We start from the raw sequence: 18,221 nt of genomic DNA, 5'->3' as shown, positions 1-18,221 counted from the left end.
ACAAAATAATACAGCTTGTTATTTTAGCATTTTTTTATCCATTATTCAATCTTTTTTTACAATAAAATGATTTTTCCGTCATCCATGCCAAAATAAACTTCATCCAGTTTTTCGATCTGGCATCTTCCATTTGTGCCCTCTATGAGCTTCTTCTCCGCTGCTCCCGCCTGGTCAAACGGCACCAGGATCGTCAGATCCACGCCCTCGCCGTACTCGCTGTCCAGAATCGGCAACTCTGCTTCTGCCAAAATGTACTGCACCTTTCCAAGCCCGCTGTAGTCTGTCCCGACCTTCCATTTGCGAGCCAGGCATTTTTCCAGAACCACACAGTTTTTAAGGCCTTCCTGGACCGCGCCGCCGTATGCCCGCACCAGTCCGCCGGTTCCTAAAAGTGTCCCGCCAAAGTACCGGGTCACAACCGCACAGACGTTGTGAAGCTCGCGTCCCAGCAGCACATCCAGCATCGGGCGTCCCGCCGTCTGCGCCGGTTCGCCGTCGTCGCTGCAGCGCGCCACCTCGTTATTTTCTCCGATCGTAAATGCCGAACAATGATGTCTCGCATCCCAATATTTCTTCTTGACTTCCGCAATAAATGCCGTCGCCTCTTCTTCCGATTCCACCGGGCGGATCTCCGCGATAAAGCGGGACTTCTTCTCCACAATCTCGCCCTCGCCACCCTGATAGACGATTTTATAGCGCTCTTTCATCTTTTCCTCCATCTATGAACTACGATCCTTAAAACGGATGTTTTTTCACTTCTTTAACCACAATAACACTTAGTTACTGTTCACGCATACGTGCCCAGTAACAAACCTTATCTTTTATGATACCGTAAAAAAAACTTCATGACAATAGTATTTATTTATCCTATGAATTTTGATATAATTGGAAATACTGTATTTATTAATAGAACGAACCACTACGAACCCAAAGGAGGTTCTCATGAATTACGGTGTAAAAGCAACCAAGAAACGGATCCGGGCAGCCAATTCCCGGAAGAAGAAATACGCCAACCGGCTGTTTCTGACCTTCTTCAAGACTGCCTTTGTTCTTGTTCTGTTTCTCTGCGTGACGGGTGCCAGCACCTTTATCGGCATGTTTAAAGGCATTCTGGACAGTTCGCCAGACTTCAACCCGGACAGCTTCACCCCAAGCGGATATTTTTCTACTATATATAATAGCGCCGGGGAAGTGACCGACACGCTGGTCGGTTCCAACTCGAACCGAATTGAAGCATCCTACGAGGATTTTCCTCAGGATCTGATCGACGCATTCGTCTCCATCGAGGACTCGCGTTTCTGGCAGCACAGCGGTATCGATCTGCGCTCCATTTCACGCGCCGTGGTCGGTGTCCTGACAAATAATTATAAAGGCGGCGCCAGCACCCTGACCCAGCAGCTCATCAAAAATACCGTCTTCAACGGCGGTATGGAGACCAGCAAAGGTTCCAAAATTGAACGAAAAATCCAGGAACAATATCTGGCGCTGCAGTTGACAAAAAACGTCGATCGGAAGGTCATTTTAACGAACTATTTAAATACGATCAACCTCGGCAGCAATACGCTGGGCGTCAAAGCAGCGGCGCTGCGCTATTTTAATAAGAACGTCTCCGATCTGACTCTTTCTGAGTGCGCGGTCATCGCCGGTATCACACAGAATCCGTCAAAGCTGAATCCGATCAGCGGCGCGGAGGCAAATGCCGCCCGGCGCAAGGTCATTTTGCAGGCAATGTATGAGCAGGGCTATATCACAAAAGAAGAACAGGAGGAAGCACTGGCGGACGACGTCTACGCCCGTATCCAGAATGTCGACACGGCGCTCAAGGAAAATGAGACACCGTACTCCTATTACACGGACGAGCTGATCAGCCAGGTCACCGAAGCGCTCAAAGAGCAGCTCGGCTATACTGACACGCAGGCGTCCAATCTTCTGTTCAGCGGCGGACTGCAGATTTACACCCCGCAGGATCCGCAGATACAGGCGATCGTCGATGAGGAAGTCAACAATCCTGCGAACTACGACGCGGCGCGTTATTCGGTTGAGTACCGCCTTTCCCTGACCCATCCAGACGGGAAAACACAGCATTATTCACAGGAGACTCTGAAAACATGGATTCAGCAGGTCAAGGGACAAAGCGGTTTTGACGGGCTGTTTAATTCCGAGGAAGAGGCCCAGGCGGCGATCGATGAGTACCGCACCGTCCTCACGCAGGACGGAAGCACCGTTCTAGGGGAATCAGTTACCATGATTTTAGAGCCGCAGACCTCGTTCGTCCTGATCGAACAGTCCACCGGCTATGTCAAGGCAATCAACGGCGGGCGCGGACAAAAGACGGCGAACCGCACCCTAAACCGTGCGACCGACTCCCTGCGGCAGCCAGGATCGACCTTCAAGGTCATTTCCTCCTTTGCCCCGGCATTGGATGCCTGCGGCGCGACCCTATCAACCGTTTACTATGACGGACCATACTCTTCCGGTGAAAAAGAGTTCCGAAACTGGTGGGGCAGCGATTACAAGGGCTATCACACCATCCGCGACGGCATTACCTATTCCATGAACATCGTCGCCCTGCGCTGCATGGCGGACACGGTAACGCCGCAGCTCGGTGTCGAATATGCCGAACGGCTGGGAATCACTTCCCTCGTAAGCCAGGATCAGACTCTCTCGACAGCACTCGGCGGTCTGACAAAGGGCGTCAGCAACCTGGAACTGACAAATGCATTTGCGGCGATCGCCAACGGCGGCACCTACACGAAGCCTGTCTTCTTTACTAAGATCCTGGATCGCAACGGAAAGATACTGATCGACAATGAACCGGAGACGCGGCAGGCGCTCAAAGACTCTACCGCCTATCTTTTAACCAGCGCGATGCAGGATGTTATGCAGAGCAATACAATGTATACGCGTTCCGGTTCCGGGGTTAAATCGACCGGTACGACAGCGGCGATTCCTAATATGAGCTGCGCCGGAAAGAGCGGTACGACCACCAGCAACGTCGACGTCTGGTTTGTAGGCTTTACGCCGTACTACACTGCCGGTATCTGGGGCGGATGTGACAATAACCAGCCATTAAAAGGCGGCACCGTTTCAAACGGCGGTACCAGTTACCACAAGCGCATCTGGCGAAATATCATGACACGTGTCCATGAGAGCTTAAGCGACCCCGGATTTACGGTTCCGGACAGCATTGAAACTGCTGAAGTATGCCGCAAATCCGGCAAGCTTCCGGTTTCCGGCGTCTGCAGCAGTGACCCGCGCGGAACGGCCGTCTACACTGAATATTTCGCGAAGGGCACGGTTCCGACCGAGACCTGCGATCACCACACCCGCGTGACAATCTGCTCCGCCTCCGGCGGCATCTCGACTGCCTTCTGCCCGACGAACCAGCAGATTTCCAAGACAGTTATGGTCGTTCCGGAAGACGGCGGAGAAACGGACGATTCCCGCTTCTCCATGCCGGGCGAGTGCAAGATTCACAATGGTTCGTCCACGATCATCCATCCTTCTGAGAGCGCCGATTTCTCAGCTCCGGGCTACAGCCCCGATTCAGATAATCTATCGGCTCCGATCCACTCTGCGGTTCCACGCCCGATGGCGGGAAGTGGACGGAATGGAAATAATATTCCGATTGTCCCGGCGAATCCGGAGCATTAACAGCAAAATAATATATCTGCAAAAAGCTGCTGTAAAAAGTGACATTCAAATGCCTCTTTTACAGCAGCTTTTTATTTCCTCAACTGATTTTCTTTTGCTTTGCTTTCTTTTACTTTTCTTTCGTCTTCTCTCTAATCCTTCATCTTGGGTTTGCAAATCAGCGACGACAGATAGCCGAAGATCAACGCCCCGGAAATTCCCGCCGCACCCGCCGTGAATCCGCCGGTGAACAGCCCCAGAACCCCATCCTTGTCAATTCCATCCCGCACGCCCTTCCAAAGCGTATTCCCAAACCCCAGCAGCGGCACTGTTGCCCCGGAACCCGCCCATTTGGCATACGGTTCGTACAAGCCGATCGCACCGAGAATCGAGCCACATACCACCAAAAGTACCATGATCCGCCCCGGCATGAGTTTCGTTTTATCCATCAGAATCTGCACGGCGGCACAGAGGAGTCCGCCGGTCACAAATGCTTTGATATAGTCCATTTTTTGCTCCCTCTCTAAAGTTTCTTGCAAATACCTATCATTCACCGAACGATTCTTTTCCCTCAAGCACCACTCCATGGGCAATCCCCGGCACATTCTGCCCCTCATTAAAGCTGATCTGGGACAGCAGCGCCCCGGTCGGCACAAACAGGACGCGTTTCCACTCACCCGCCTGTATTTTCGGAAGAATATAGCCGCACAGCACCGCCGCCGAGCAACCACAGCCGCTCCCGCCCGAATGGGTATCCTGCGTCTTCGGGTCAAACATTTCGATCCCGCAGTCCATATGGATGCTGGAAATATCCTGTCCTGCCTCGCGCATAAAATCAAGCAGGATTTCCTTCCCCACCATTCCCAGATCGCCAGTGATGATCCGGTCATAGTCAGATGGTTTCCGGTTAAAATCACGGAAATTTTGCAAGATTGTGTCTACCGCCGCCACCGCCATTGCCGCCCCCATGTTCATGGAATCGCGCATCTGCATATCGACGATCTTTCCGGGGGTGGCAGCTGGGATACAAGGTTGAAATTTGGGATGCAATTTTTCCTGTCCAGCATTTTTCAGTGATTCTGACGCATTTTCTTTCGCTCTGCGCCCATCTTTCCCTTCATTTTTCTCATTTCCCTCGATCATCACACACCCGCACCCGGTCACCGTCCAGGTTGTGGACTGCGGTCTCTGATTCCCATACGCCAGCGGAAACCGGAACTGCCGTTCTGCCGAGGCAAAATGGCTCGACGCCAGCGCCAGAACCCGGTCCGCATAGCCAGCCCCTGCTGCCATCGCCCCCAGAATCATCGCCTCCCCCATCGTCGAGCAGGCGCCGTAAAGCCCGAAAAACGGGATATCAAACGACTCCACGCCAAACGAGGACGCCACAATCTGTCCCAACAGGTCTCCCGCAAACAGGCAATTCACATCCGCCGCCTGTCTGCCCGCCTTATCCAGACATTTCTGCACCGTCTGGCGCTGCAATTCACTCTCCGCCTCCTCCCACGACTTTTTCCCAAACGTCGGATCCGGCTCCACCCGGTCAAAAAAACTAGCCAGCGGTCCCTCGCCTTCCGTCTGCCCCACGATCGATGCCGCCGATGTGATGATGGGCGGATGCTCAAACTGGATGCTTGATTTACCTGCCTGCATAAAACTCCTCCTGAAACATAAAAACATTGTCAAAAATATACTGTTCAAACTTTCGCTACAATCTCAGTATTTACACAAACATACATTTTTATGTTTTCTAGTAATCTGCATTCCTCGCAGGCTTCATTCACCCGTTTTTACCATATTATTAATACTGCACCGCCGCCAGTTTCTCTCTCAGTTCCTGCGGGTTCTGGGATGCATCGACTGCCGTCTGCGGTGTGATCACGCCCTCTTTCGCCATACGGATCAGAAAATTATCCATCGTAATAGAGCCCTCTTTTGCACTAGAAAGCAGATAGCTCTGCATCTGCGGTGTTTTTCCATCACGGATCAGATTCCGGATCGCCGGCGTGAGCATCATAAGCTCACAAGCTGCTGCCCTGCCCTGACCGCCCGCCCTCGGAACCAGCTGCTGTGACAGCACCGCCCGCAGCGTCATCGAGATCTGCGTCCGGATCTGCGGCTGTTTATCCTCTGGAAAAACACCCACAATCCGGTCAATGCTGTCGATTGCCGAATTGGTATGAATGGTGGAAAAAACAAGATGTCCCGTCTCCGCCGCCATCAGTGCCGTCTCGATCGTCGCCGGATCACGCATTTCTCCAATCAGAATGACATCCGGGTCCTCACGGAGCGCCGCATAAAGCCCCTTATCATAGCTCTCTACGTCCACGCCCACCTCGCGCTGGTTGATGATCGCCTGCGCCGGTTCATAGACATACTCGATCGGGTCTTCCAGCGTAATCATATGGAGCGGACGATTCTGGTTGATCTCATTTAAAATTGCCGCCAGCGTCGTTGACTTGCCGCTTCCCGTCTCGCCGGTTACCAGAATAATGCCTTTATTCCAGCTTGAAAACTGATTCACTGCTTCCGGAAGCCCCAGCTCCGACAGGTTCGGAATCGTACTGCTCAGAAGACGGATCGCCGCAGAGAGCGCGGCCTGCTGCCGGAACAGATTCACACGGAGACGCCGTCCCGCAAACGAAGCACTAAAATCCAGCTGTCCGATCGCCTCGATCTGATCTGCCGCATTGCCTGCCAGCTGGCGTCCATATTCCTCACAATCCTCACGCGTCAGCCCGCCATCCGTCAGCGTCTCGATTCTGCCGTCAATTCTGCATTTTGGCGGCAGCCCTGCAATCAGATGCACATCCGATGCCCTTTTTTCAGCTGCCAGCGCGATTAATTCCTCGATTCCATACATATCATCTGTCTCCTCTTCTCTTTCTGAACCATTTACAGTGCCAGCAGCGTCCGGATCACCTCGTCCACCGTCGAAACACCCTCTTCTACCAGCTTCTGCGCGTGTTCCAGCATCGGAACATACTGGCTCGCTCTTCTGGCTGCCTCTAAGAAACGTGTCCGGTCAGCTCCTTCCAGAATGCACCGGCGCAGCTCCTCCTGAATCAGCATTACCTCAAACACACCGATTCTGCCCCGGTATCCCGAATTGAAGCACTGATCGCATCCGGCTCCCTGCCAGTATAATTTTCCAGGGTTCTCCGAGATTCCTGCCATCTCAAGCGCTTTTTTCGGCGGCTGAATCTGGGTTTTGCAGTTCAAACAGATTTTCCTCAGCAGCCGCTGGGAAATAACGCCTCGCAGTCCCGCCGCAATCAGGTATGACGCCACGCCCATATCTCGCAGACGGTCAATCGCCGAGATCGCATCTTCCGTATGAATCGTGGTGATAACGAGATGTCCCGTCATTGCCGCACGCATCGCGATCTCTGCCGTCTCACCGTCACGGATCTCGCCGACGCAGATGATATCCGGATCCTGACGCAGAACTGAGCGCAGACCCGATGCAAAGGTCAGCCCCACTTTTTCATTGATCTGCACCTGTGTCGCGCCTTTGATATGGTATTCCACCGGATCCTCCAGTGTAATCAGGTTGGTCCGATCCGAAAGAAGTTCGCGGATCAGCGTATACATCGTCGAAGATTTACCTGAACCAGTCGGTCCTACAATCATGATAACTCCGGAAGTAAGCCCTAAAAGTGTATCAATCTTTGCATCCTCCACTGCCGGAATACCGATACCGCGGCGGTTCAGCGTCTCCTCATTTCGTTTCAGAATACGGATAACCACTTTTTCTCCATACAGGGTCGGAAGGGTGGATATACGCATATCAATATCTTTTCCCCTTAAATGCATCACCGCACGACCATCCTGCGGAATTCTTTTTTCGACGATATCGAGCTGGGACATGATTTTAAGCCTCGAAATGACCGAATCCTTGAGTTCCGACGGGATCGTCATGATCCGATGAAGCTGCCCGTCGATACGCATCCTGACGACCATCTCCTCCTCCGTCGGCTCAAAATGGATATCCGAAGCATTTTCCGAAATGGCGCGCTCAATAATCGAATTGACCAGGCGGATCATCGGCGTCACATTTTCCTGTCCTTCTCTTGCCGCCGTCTGCCCCTGACGCGCCTCTTGTGCCGCTGCCGTCTCTGCCTGCATCTGCGCCATCGCTTCTGCCGCGCCCTCGTTGCCATACAAAATATTGATCGCACGCTTCACCGCCGGTTCAGAGGCGATCATCGGCACAATTTTCTTTTTGGAAGTATGCTGTGCTTCCTCAATCGCCATGAAGTTCAGCGGATCCGCCATTGCCAGATAGAGCTGGTCTTTGGAAATACGCACCGGTACGATCGTCATCTTCTTTGCCAGGTTTTTCGGCACAAAACGCGACAGTTCCGGGCTGATATCGACCCGCGTCAAATCAATATAGTCAATGCCCAGCTGCATGCGAAGCGCATCGATCAGCTGACCTTCCGTGATATAATGATGCTTGATCAGCGTTGTTCCCAGACGTTCTTTCTCCTTCGCCTGATAGTCAAGCGCCTCTTTAAGCTGCCCTTCTGTGATCAGTCCCAGCTCCAAAAGCATGTCTCCCAATCGCTTTGTACGCATTCTCTCTACCTCCCTATAAATATGGATCTGGTTATTCAGCCATTTTACTGCGGAAATCCCGGATCCGGTCAAAGCAGTCCCGATCCATCTCGATCGCCGTCTGATTTCCAGTCGTCACAATCCACGCTTCTTCCAAAAGCCGCCGGATGATCCGCGCCGCCTCTTTCTGATCCTCTGCGGTCGTCTTACGGATCTCCTCTGTCCAACGACGGATCTGTACAATATCCAGGCCATTGTACGCATACTGCATCGCTGCCATCCGCCGTCCCAGGCATCCGCACGGCGCCGTCGCATTGCCGTAACTGCTTAAAATATAGCCATTCCGATCTGCCTCCGAAAGCTGCAGTTTTTCCAATACACCCGCTGCCGCCCGGATCGCCTCGATCGTCTCACTGACCTTCGGATCCCGGTATGTACTCGCCACGATCCGGTCCATCGTCGGCGTAAATGCAAACGACGCGCTGTAGGCGCCGCCTTGAAAACGGAGCTGCGGCACAAAATACCGGTCATCCAGCGCATTTACATACGGAAGAATCCGCCCGGAAAATCCATCTACAGCGCTCAGCTCTGCCGAAAAGACGGTATACTGGCTGGAGCTCTCCACAATTACCGCCTCCCTGCGCGCCGGAACCGGGAAAGTATACCCAGCATTTTCCCCTCTGTTTTCCGTTTTATTCTCATGGTCTGGCATCTGTTCTCCCCGCAGATTTCCCAGAATCCGCCCTGCACAGTTCCGCATCCATTCCAGATTTTCCCTCGGTGCAACATGAAGGATCGTCACCGCTGTTCCATGCAGGATGCGGTCGCGCACCTCCTCCATCTTCTCTGCCAGCTGGAAGATCGCTGCATCCTCCTGTTCCAGTCGCCCGCGCAGTTTTTTCAAAAACTCATAAAACGCCTGTCCGCCGACATATTCCTGATACCGCGTATTGATGCTATAGCCAGATGCCGCCAGACGCACCGCCAGCGAATACGCATCACTGCGCGACTCATCACAGGACGGAATCGTCTCATCCAGTGCCTGAAGAACCGCATTCTTATCTCTCCACAGTGGATGTGATAAGAGTTCCAACAGGACATACAGGCTCTCTTCATAATCTTCCGCCATCCCGTACCAGCTGACCGCCAGCGTCGGATGGCTGTTTCGTCCCGCCCGAACCTCCGGATGTCCCTCATTCATGGAAAAATCATGCAGATAGCGCTCAATCTGATTTTCCTTTTCCATTCTGCCATACCGGGCATTTTCAAGCTCTGAAACAAACATTGTATATAAAGGAATATAAAAGCGGTCCTCTTCCGGCACGCCGCTCAAATCCAGGTATAAGCGGTTATAGCTGATCGCCTCCAGATCCGACGGCGATTCATAGACCGAAATCCCATTTATCTCATATATCTGATATTCCGGCGTCTCTTCCGGCGGCGGAAGCTCATCGACCCGGATCATAAAATCCGCATTCGAACACTCCGACGCATTCCACACATCAAAATCCAGGGTCTTCGCAATCAGCGCATCCAGCTCTGCCTCGCTCATCTCCGCCTTCATCTGCGCCAGATACGCGTCGCGCTCCTGCTCCATCGCCTCTGCCATCCCCGGCGTCGGAACCGTCGTGACAAGAACCCGCCGCTTCGCCGCGCCAAGCTCTGCCGCAAACCGACGAATCTCCGCCTGTGCCGTCCCTGCATCCAGAGAATCATAGGCTGCCGCCTCATCCGCATACACATCCGCATCGCCCGTCAGTGCCCATTTCAGGCTGACTTCCGGCACGATCGAATCCGCAAATACATCCGTATCTTCGCCTGCCGTATAATCATGTATCGCCCGCGCCTTGAGCGCCGTCTCCACCACTGACGGGTCGATCCCGCGCTCCTGCATCTCGCACAATGTCTCATCCGACACCTGCCGGAACCGTTCTGCATCCTTCGGACTGCTGTCTGTCATTTCGAAAACAAAAAATGGCTTTTCTGCCTCCATCATCACCGATGCGCTCGCATCACAATGGATGCCCGCCGTCCGCAGCTTTTCCCTGAAAACCGATCCATCCACATTCATCATTCCCGCAATGATGCTGTACTGGATCAGCTTTTCCCATGAAATGCCGCTCAGATCCATCGCATACGATACCACCGCCGCATTCTCCGATGCGTCTCCCCGGTAAGCAGGACTGGGAACGGTTGCCTGACGGAAGAATGATTCTCCCCCATTTTCCAAACCATCTGGCTCGGGGCTGTAACACGCACTCATCCCTGTATTCTGCATTTCCTGTTTTTCCTGTCGCCCGCTGCCTGACTGGAAACTCCATCCGTCTTCTTTTCCATAGCTTTTCTTTGCATCACACAGATACTCTTTATCCAGGAATGCCAGAAACCGTTTCCAGTCCAGATCCCCATACAACAAAATCAGAGCATTATCGAACCGATAAAATCGATCATACATCTCCATCGTATGTTCATACGTCAGATCCTTATAAAAACGGTGCGCCTGTCCATTCGCATTTGCCGCCGTCTCCCCCGGATACAGCGCCCGCAAAACATTCCGCAGTGCCTCATTATCTGTATCATTCAGCATGCCGAAATCCTCGCTGTACACCGTTCCTGCCAGCGTAATCGGGCTTTTGCGGTCGCGCAGCTCATAGCGAACCGCTTCACGGTCAAAAAAGCGGCGTTCCCGCCGGATTCCCGGCGCTTTCATGCAGCTTAAATACACATCTGCCATCTTAAGCAGCTGTTCCTCGCTCTGGCTGCACACCGGATATGCCGTAAATGGTATATAGGTAAATGCATTTACAAATGTGTGGTATGTCTTGCTGCAAAGATCAAAAAAAATATCCTTACTCGGATATTTATCAGAGGAAGCAAGTACCGAATGCTCAAACACATGATTCGTGTCCGTCTCATCCAGATGCGGTGTCCGATAGGAAATCGAGAATCCCCGGTTTGTATCTTTATTTCTGATATAAAACAGGGACACCCCGCTTTTCTCATGTTCAAAATACAGTGTCTGCGCTCCCAGCGCCTGCAGTTTTCCCACCTGTTTCAATGTAAAACCTGCTGTCTGAAATCCCGGCTGTAGTCTCCCATCTGCCGCCCTCCACTGCTTTGTACCTGCCATTCTTTTATCATGCCTCCTGCCATCATTCGTCTGCTGTCTTTTCTCTATATCTATTATACAAGAGCACGTCCTATATTTCCATAGAAAAAAGCACATCCGGTTCACTCTGTGTTCCGGATGTGCTTCTCTGATTCATAAATCTATTATTTATTCTTTCCGCAGCACTTCTTATATTTCTTACCGCTTCCGCATGGACACGGATCGTTCGGGTAAATCTTATGTGTATTGCGTACTGTGCCAGATGCCTTCTGCTCGCGGTACAGCTCTGTTCTTCTCTCCTCAGTCAGGATTGCATCCCACTGCGGAAGCTCATACAGCCAGGTAGCCTTTGCCTCTACCATGTTGTAATATAACTTCTCCGGGTCGATCTCAATCTTAACCTTGGTATCCTCATCCATGGTCTCGATCGGGTTCTCATAGCCCTTTAAGCTCTCATTGATTCCATCCAGGAAACCGGTCATGATCATAACTTCGGTATCATACTTCTCAGCCAGTTCCTTAACGGTACCTTCTACAACCTCAGTCGGGTTTGCAAGAATCTGCTCGTAAATGCCTTTCTCAATCGTAAAATATCCAGACCAGAGTTCCTCTTTCTTTTTATCATCCAGCCCGTCACCATATGCCAGATTGCGCCAATTTTCTAACAGTGTCATCGGTAATTCCTTCCTTTTTTCGTTCTTTCATTACTATAATAACATAGTATATTTAAGTATATAACAAGTTGGGGGGATTTGCAAGGAGGAAAACTGGCATCTGCCTATTTTATCGCATAATCAAACGTATCACTCATTCCGTATCGCCGCCAACGGACTCAGCTTCATTGCGCGCATCGCCGGGAAGAATCCGGCCGCCATGCCGATGATGACGGCAAATCCGACCGACGGAACTGCCAGCCAGATCGGGATCACGGACAGTTTTCCATCCATTCCATATAAAAAAGTCGCTGCCAGAAACTGGTTGATCAGCACGGAAACCATAAAACTCAGCGCCAGTCCGATGAGTCCTCCCATGAAACCGATAAAACCTGCCTCGATCAGAAACATATTTCGGATAGTTGCAAGGGAACATCCTAACACTTTCAGCACGCCAATCTCCTTCGTCCGCTCATAGATGGACATCATCATCGTGTTGGCAATGCCGATCGCAGCTACCAGCAGAGAAACGGCGCCGATGCCGCCGAGGGCTGCCTGGATCATGTTGGACTGCTGTTTGGACTGTTCCAGCCATTCCATCTGGCTGTTTGCCTCATAGCCCATGTTGCTGATGGCTTTCTGTACCTCTATTACATGATCCATATCGTCCACATTGACCGTCGCTTCCTCATATACAAAATAATTGTACGGTTTTCCTTTTTTATTGGTCGGCTGACCCGGAATCGGCTTTTTCTTGAACATCTGTTTTAGCTGTGTCTTGAGCTTATCCAGATCAACGTAGACGCCGTAGCTATAATCACTCCACTCATCCGGTCCGCCTGCGACCAGACCGGCGGTTTTCAGCATATATTTCTTCGGAGCCGCCACCTTCTGGCTGCCGTCATCACCGCCGGAATTGCTCTTAGACTGATAGTAGGCATCCGTGTCAAAGATCGTGAACATCGGCTTATTGATAAAATCGATATCCGGCATCTCTCCGGTGTCCCAATAGCCTTTTCCCGTCTTAGCGTTGCTGAAATTCTGCGCGACCATGTTTCCGACCACCATCTCCATATCCTTCGTTTCGGCAGTCGGCAGACTTCCTTCCCCCAGCTTGATATTCTTCATTGCTCCCAAGGGGATCCCATGCAGCTGCACATTTCCCTCGTAGACACCCTGACGCATAATCACATTCAGGTTCAGATCCGGATAAGCACTTGTCACATGCGGAATTTTCTCAAATGTCTTCATCGTCTCATCCGTCATGAAGCTGTCCTCTGGATTTTTCTTATCGCTGGAATTTCCATTGTCATAATTATACACCTGAATCGCGGTCAGGCTTCCATAGGAAGAATACTGTTTGATGGTAAATTCTTTCAGTCCTATTCCGATGGAAACCATGACAACGATCGATGCCGTACCAATCACGACTCCCAGAACCGTCAGAAAGGTACGGAGCTTTCTGCGAAACAGGTTGTTGACGCTCATCGTCAGCAGATCACTGAATCTCATTTTCACCGGTCCTTTCTATTTTTTCTTCCTTTTCAGATGATCGTTTTGTTCTTTTTCAACGTCCTTTGTTTCGTCTTCCGATACATCTGCTGTCGTCATTTCCGGCTCGCCCAGCTCATTGTCCAGTTCCTCTTCTAATTCGCCTTCAAGCGCCTTTTCTTCTGCTATTTTCTTCTTTTTCCTCTTCCAGACAACTACACCGACACCTGCGCCCACCAGCGCAGCGATCACAAGCATCGGAGCGATCCGCCCAGCGCCGCCCGCTTGCGCCGCATCGGCATCTGCATCCATGCCGTTGTCCATTCCATCCATGCCGTCCATCCCGTCATCGGAAAACGCCTCACTCACGTTCAGAAGCATTTCTTTTTCAGTCTCTGAAACGACTCCATTTTCATCCTCATAGGAAATGATAATCTTCACTTTTCCATCATCGGTTGTCGGCGCAATCGCGGTCAGCATCGTATCGACATTGCCGGTTTCGCCCGGCTTGATATTTCCCACGTAAGAGTCAGCTGGTTGGATAGAATCTGCCTCAAAACGCGCCATAACATTGTAAAGAATTACTTTTCCGGTGTTGTTGATGCCAAACATGACATTCGTCTCAGAACCAACCTCGATCGCATCCGGCATCACATCGATCGTGCTGGTGTTCAGCCGCGGCTCCTGCTTGACCGGGAGGGCAATTTTGACTTCTTCCTTGGCATTTTTAAATTCCGGGCTGTCGTACTGCTCCTGAATCGTCATGCGGTATGATTTCTGTTCCGCCGTCGGCGCCGCCTTGAACACCATCGAGAGATCCGCCGTCGCCCCCGGCGCCATGTTATTGACAACTACGGAGGTGGAACCGCTCTCGGATGTAAAGATCGGCGTATTTTCAACTTCTTCCGAAGCAAATGTAAACATAATATTGGAAGCTGCCACATCCGAAGACGCATTCTTCATCCGCACACGCAGTTCAAACGGCTGTCCGGCATAGATCTCTGCCGGGAGCGTCTCGAAGCTGTCCACAATGATACGCGCCTTGGTTCGATCCTGCTCGCCCGCATCTGCCGACAGCTCATCGTCATCTTTTCCCTTGACGCGCACGTAAAACACCTTGTCCACCGGCTCCGAAAACTCGCCGCCCTCTTCTTCGCGGTATGTAACCAGATAGTGAATCGGGAAAAAGCCCGATTTTACGTCCTCGCGCACCATCATGCTGTACGGAACCGTCACCATCTGCCCCGGTTCCATATCCCCCATTTTACGGTTATAGTTGCCCTCATTGATATCAAACGGGAATTTCGTAATATCTGCGTCAAGCTGCATATCCACGCGGACATCGTAAACCTTTTTAAGTCCCGTATTGGTCAGGTTCACGCCAAAATCCATGACCTGATTGTACCCCGCATACGGTGTCTGCTGGTTATCGCCGATGGAAAAATCGTAATCCAGCTTCGTGTTGTCGTCTTCCTCGGTGGAGGAACCGTCGTAGGCGGATACCCACAGATTGACGCCGACTTTTAAACTATCATCAATAAAGAAAAAAGCCTGATAATATCCAGCTGACAGATCCCGGCGCAGTTTATACGTCAGAGTCACACTCTTGGAGGAACCCGGCTTAATGTCGATCGCCTTATTTTTAAACGTGTTGGAATCCGCCTCAAACGGAAAGGATTTGTCATACCAGTACAGATCTCCGCTGTCACCTTCGTCATCTGATTCACCAAAGGAATCTGTCATGAATCTCTCATATTCATACGCATTCGCAAGACGGATTGTCTTGAAGCTGTTGTCGCCTTTTTCTGCTGTATTATGAATCGTCATTTTGATCGAAATCTTATTGCCCGCCTTGCCGCGCGGAACTTTCGTGACCGTGATCGTTCCATTATTGTCCTGAAAATCCGTCATGTTCAGCATTTCCGCCTGAGCCGTCCGGCTTCCTCCCACCGCCAGCACCACAAAAAGCAGCAAAAACACCGCCCATCTTTTCCACTTTCTCATACCTCTCATTTTTCATACCTCCATATCCGCTCACATTAAATGCTGCTTTTATCAATTTCTCATTCTATCGTCAGCATTCCTGTGTTTTAGCCTTCTAAATTCCAGACACAGCCAACACTCTATTTTTATCTGTCTATTTCATATCTGCTCCGTCTTTCGCTCTCTTAAATTTCCTCTATTTTCCCATCTTCCTTGCCCATTTGCCGATTCTCCTCTATCTTCACAATCTTACCATCGATAATATGGAAGATCCGGTCCGCATACGCCGCCAGATGGTTATCATGCGTGACCATAACCAGCGTCTGGTTCTGTTCCCGGACGATCTGCTGCATCAGTTTCAGCACATCCATCGTCGTGTGCGAATCCAGGTTTCCAGTCGGCTCGTCTGCAAAAATGATCTCTGGATGTACCACCAGCGCCCGTGCAATGCCGACACGCTGCTGCTGCCCGCCGGACATCTGGTTCGGCATATGATCGCCGACTTTTTCCAGTCCGACCATTTTCAGATATTTTTCCGCCATCTCCCGGCGCCTGCCGCGCGGCACACCGCGGAAGGACAGCGGAAGCGCTACATTTTCAACCGCATTCATCGTACCGAGCAGGTTATATGACTGGAAGATAAATCCGACCCGCTCCCGGCGGAATGCCACCAGCTGGTTCTCGTTTAATTTTTCTATGTGCTGTCCGGCTATGACAATCTCGCCCTTCGTCGGCTTCTCCAGCCCCGCCAGCATATTCAATAAGGTAGATTTACCCGAACCGGAGGTGCCTACAATCGCACAGAATTCGCCACGGTACATCGTAAAATCAACGCCGTTCAGTGCGTATACCTTCGTCTCGCCGACGCGGTAGACTTTATATAGATTTTTTACCTGTATGACAGGTTCCCGTTTCCGGAATTCATTCTTCCCCGGCACTTTCCGCTCTTCCATCAGCCTTCTCCATTTTCTAACTTATTTCATGCTCCTGAATATTCCATCGAAATCCATTCCTGACAACCTGGATTTATACAAGTTTCAACCATTGCAATTCCAGTTCTTCTTTCTACATTATACCGGATTTGTTTCAATTCTCCTACCTTATTTTTCTTAATGTTCCTTACGCTTTTCTTACCAGATTTTTCTCCCTGTCTGACCGTTCCTTACGCTAATCCATTTTGCCCTGGAAAGTCATTTTTATTTCCTATTTCATCGCAGGTAATCTTCCAGCCGTCATCACATTGTCCATATTTTCTATCCCCCCTATTCATATTTTTTATATCACAGATCATTAAAAGCTATAGCAATCCATCTAGAAATGTTTTATAATAGTTGGGAAAAATATGCCAATACGAATAGAGAAGGAGAATCAAATGAGACATTTGCTGAATCCACTGGATTTTTCCGTTGAGGAGATCAACCAGCTTCTGGATCTCGCTTCCGATATCGAAGCCAATCCAGCCAAATATGCACACGTCTGCGACGGAAAGAAAATCGCGACTCTGTTTTATGAGCCAAGCACCCGTACACGCTTAAGTTTTGAGGCTGCTATGCTGAACTTAGGTGGACGGGTTCTTGGCTTTGCTTCTGCCGATTCAAGCTCTGCTTCCAAGGGCGAGAGTGTGGCAGATACCATCCGCGTTATCTCCTGCTTCGCAGATATCTGCGCGATGCGCCATCCGAAGGAAGGTGCGCCGATGGTTGCTTCCCTGCACTCTTCCATCCCGGTTATCAATGCCGGCGACGGCGGTCACCAGCATCCGACGCAGACCTTGACCGATCTGATGACGATCCGTTCTTTAAAAGGACGCCTGAACAATTTAACAGTCGGTCTGTGCGGCGATTTGAAATTCGGACGCACGGTTCACTCCTTAATCAATGCGCTGTCCCGCTACACAGGCATCCGTTTCGTCCTCATTTCCCCGCCGGAACTGCGCGTCCCGGATTATATCATTGAGGATACACTGAATGCAAAGGGAATCGAGTACAAAGAGGTTGAAAACCTGGATGAGGCGATGCCGGAGCTTGATATTCTCTACATGACACGTGTCCAGAGAGAGCGTTTCTTCAACGAGGAAGATTACATCCGTATGAAGGACTGCTACATTCTCGACAAAAAGAAGATGGAGCTTGCCCGTGATGATATGTTTGTGCTCCATCCGCTTCCGCGTGTCAATGAGATTTCCGTTGAGGTGGACAACGACCCGCGTGCCGCTTACTTCAAACAGGTTCAGTACGGCGTATACGTCCGTATGGCTCTGATCATGACTTTACTGGAGGTGGAAAAACCATGTTAAATATCAGCGGATTAAAAGAAGGTTTTGTTCTGGACCACATCCAGGCAGGACGCAGTATGGATATTTACTTTAAACTGGGGCTGGACAAGCTGGACTGCCAGGTGGCTATCATCAAAAATGCGCGCAGCAGCAAGATGGGACGCAAGGACATCATCAAGATCGACGGCAGCCTTGATCTGGTAAATGTTGATGTGCTCGGCTACATCGATCACCGTATCACGATCAACATCATCAAGGATGGAAAAATCGTAGAGAAAAAAGATGTCAAGATGCCGAAAAAAATCACAAATGTCATCCACTGCAAGAACCCGCGCTGCATTACCTCGATCGAGCAGGAGCTTCCGCATATCTTCTATCTCGCGGATGAGGAAAAAGAGGTATACCGCTGCCAGTACTGCGATGAGAAGTATTCGCTGTAGATTCTTCTGAATATATCAAATGAATATCAAAAAAGCCATGAACGACTTTTCTGTAGATTTACAGATCATAAGCGATT

Annotated in this window: 13 protein-coding genes; 3 read left to right on the top strand and 10 right to left on the bottom strand. The window is 50.8% G+C overall.

Annotated elements, in window-relative coordinates:
• Positions 1–56: 56 nt before the first annotated feature.
• Positions 57–707 (bottom strand): YigZ family protein, encoded by a 651-nt coding sequence (locus tag DW720_RS06435; protein WP_022359530.1) that lies wholly within the window; start codon positions 705–707, stop codon positions 57–59.
• 235 nt (positions 708–942) lie between these two features.
• On the opposite strand from DW720_RS06435, the gene DW720_RS06430 reads away from it, so the two are divergent.
• Positions 943–3,654: a transglycosylase domain-containing protein gene (locus tag DW720_RS06430; RefSeq protein ID WP_118749398.1), complete on the top strand. Its 2,712-nt coding sequence runs from the start codon at positions 943–945 to the stop codon at positions 3,652–3,654.
• Positions 3,655–3,785: 131 nt separating this feature from the next.
• Here DW720_RS06430 and DW720_RS06425 read toward each other — a convergent pair whose 3' ends face one another.
• The 9 genes from DW720_RS06425 to DW720_RS06385 form a co-directional block, all read right to left on the bottom strand.
• Positions 3,786–4,142: a SpoVA/SpoVAEb family sporulation membrane protein gene (locus tag DW720_RS06425; RefSeq protein ID WP_022359528.1), complete on the bottom strand. Its 357-nt coding sequence runs from the start codon at positions 4,140–4,142 to the stop codon at positions 3,786–3,788.
• Positions 4,143–4,179: 37 nt separating this feature from the next.
• The gene (locus DW720_RS06420; RefSeq protein WP_118749397.1) at positions 4,180–5,286 is read right to left on the bottom strand and encodes a stage V sporulation protein AD; all 1,107 of its coding nucleotides are present in this window, start codon (positions 5,284–5,286) and stop codon (positions 4,180–4,182) included.
• 148 nt (positions 5,287–5,434) lie between these two features.
• On the bottom strand, positions 5,435–6,496 hold the full coding sequence (locus DW720_RS06415) for a type IV pilus twitching motility protein PilT (protein ID WP_118749396.1): 1,062 nt from the start codon (positions 6,494–6,496) through the stop codon (positions 5,435–5,437).
• A 32-nt stretch (positions 6,497–6,528) separates the two neighbouring features.
• Positions 6,529–8,214 carry a GspE/PulE family protein gene (locus tag DW720_RS06410; RefSeq protein ID WP_118749395.1) on the bottom strand — a complete coding sequence of 562 codons (1,686 nt, stop codon included), beginning with the start codon at positions 8,212–8,214 and terminating at the stop codon, positions 6,529–6,531.
• Between the two features lie 31 nt (positions 8,215–8,245).
• On the bottom strand, positions 8,246–11,323 hold the full coding sequence (locus DW720_RS06405) for an insulinase family protein (RefSeq protein ID WP_182436522.1): 3,078 nt from the start codon (positions 11,321–11,323) through the stop codon (positions 8,246–8,248).
• Positions 11,324–11,466: 143 nt separating this feature from the next.
• Positions 11,467–11,976: an SEC-C metal-binding domain-containing protein gene (locus DW720_RS06400; protein WP_022359524.1), complete on the bottom strand. Its 510-nt coding sequence runs from the start codon at positions 11,974–11,976 to the stop codon at positions 11,467–11,469.
• Positions 11,977–12,105: 129 nt separating this feature from the next.
• Positions 12,106–13,467, bottom strand: a complete 1,362-nt coding sequence (locus DW720_RS06395; protein WP_118749393.1) for an ABC transporter permease — start codon at positions 13,465–13,467, stop codon at positions 12,106–12,108.
• A 15-nt stretch (positions 13,468–13,482) separates the two neighbouring features.
• Complete coding sequence (locus DW720_RS06390) at positions 13,483–15,459, bottom strand: CARDB domain-containing protein (protein WP_243099710.1); 1,977 nt, start codon at positions 15,457–15,459, stop codon at positions 13,483–13,485.
• A 155-nt stretch (positions 15,460–15,614) separates the two neighbouring features.
• The gene (locus DW720_RS06385) at positions 15,615–16,382 is read right to left on the bottom strand and encodes an ABC transporter ATP-binding protein (protein WP_118749392.1); all 768 of its coding nucleotides are present in this window, start codon (positions 16,380–16,382) and stop codon (positions 15,615–15,617) included.
• A 419-nt stretch (positions 16,383–16,801) separates the two neighbouring features.
• On the opposite strand from DW720_RS06385, the gene pyrB reads away from it, so the two are divergent.
• Complete coding sequence (pyrB, locus tag DW720_RS06380; RefSeq protein ID WP_118749391.1) at positions 16,802–17,725, top strand: aspartate carbamoyltransferase; 924 nt, start codon at positions 16,802–16,804, stop codon at positions 17,723–17,725.
• The gene (locus tag DW720_RS06375; protein WP_022359701.1) at positions 17,719–18,144 is read left to right on the top strand and encodes an aspartate carbamoyltransferase regulatory subunit; all 426 of its coding nucleotides are present in this window, start codon (positions 17,719–17,721) and stop codon (positions 18,142–18,144) included. The genes pyrB and DW720_RS06375 overlap by 7 nt, the downstream gene beginning before the upstream one ends.
• The last annotated feature ends 77 nt before the right edge of the window (positions 18,145–18,221 follow it).

This window comes from Clostridium sp. AM27-28 (genome assembly GCF_003480955.1).
GTDB lineage: Bacteria > Bacillota > Clostridia > Lachnospirales > Lachnospiraceae > Otoolea > Otoolea fessa.
Note: the sequence above shows the minus strand (reverse complement) of the source record. Positions and strands in the feature narration are given on the sequence as shown.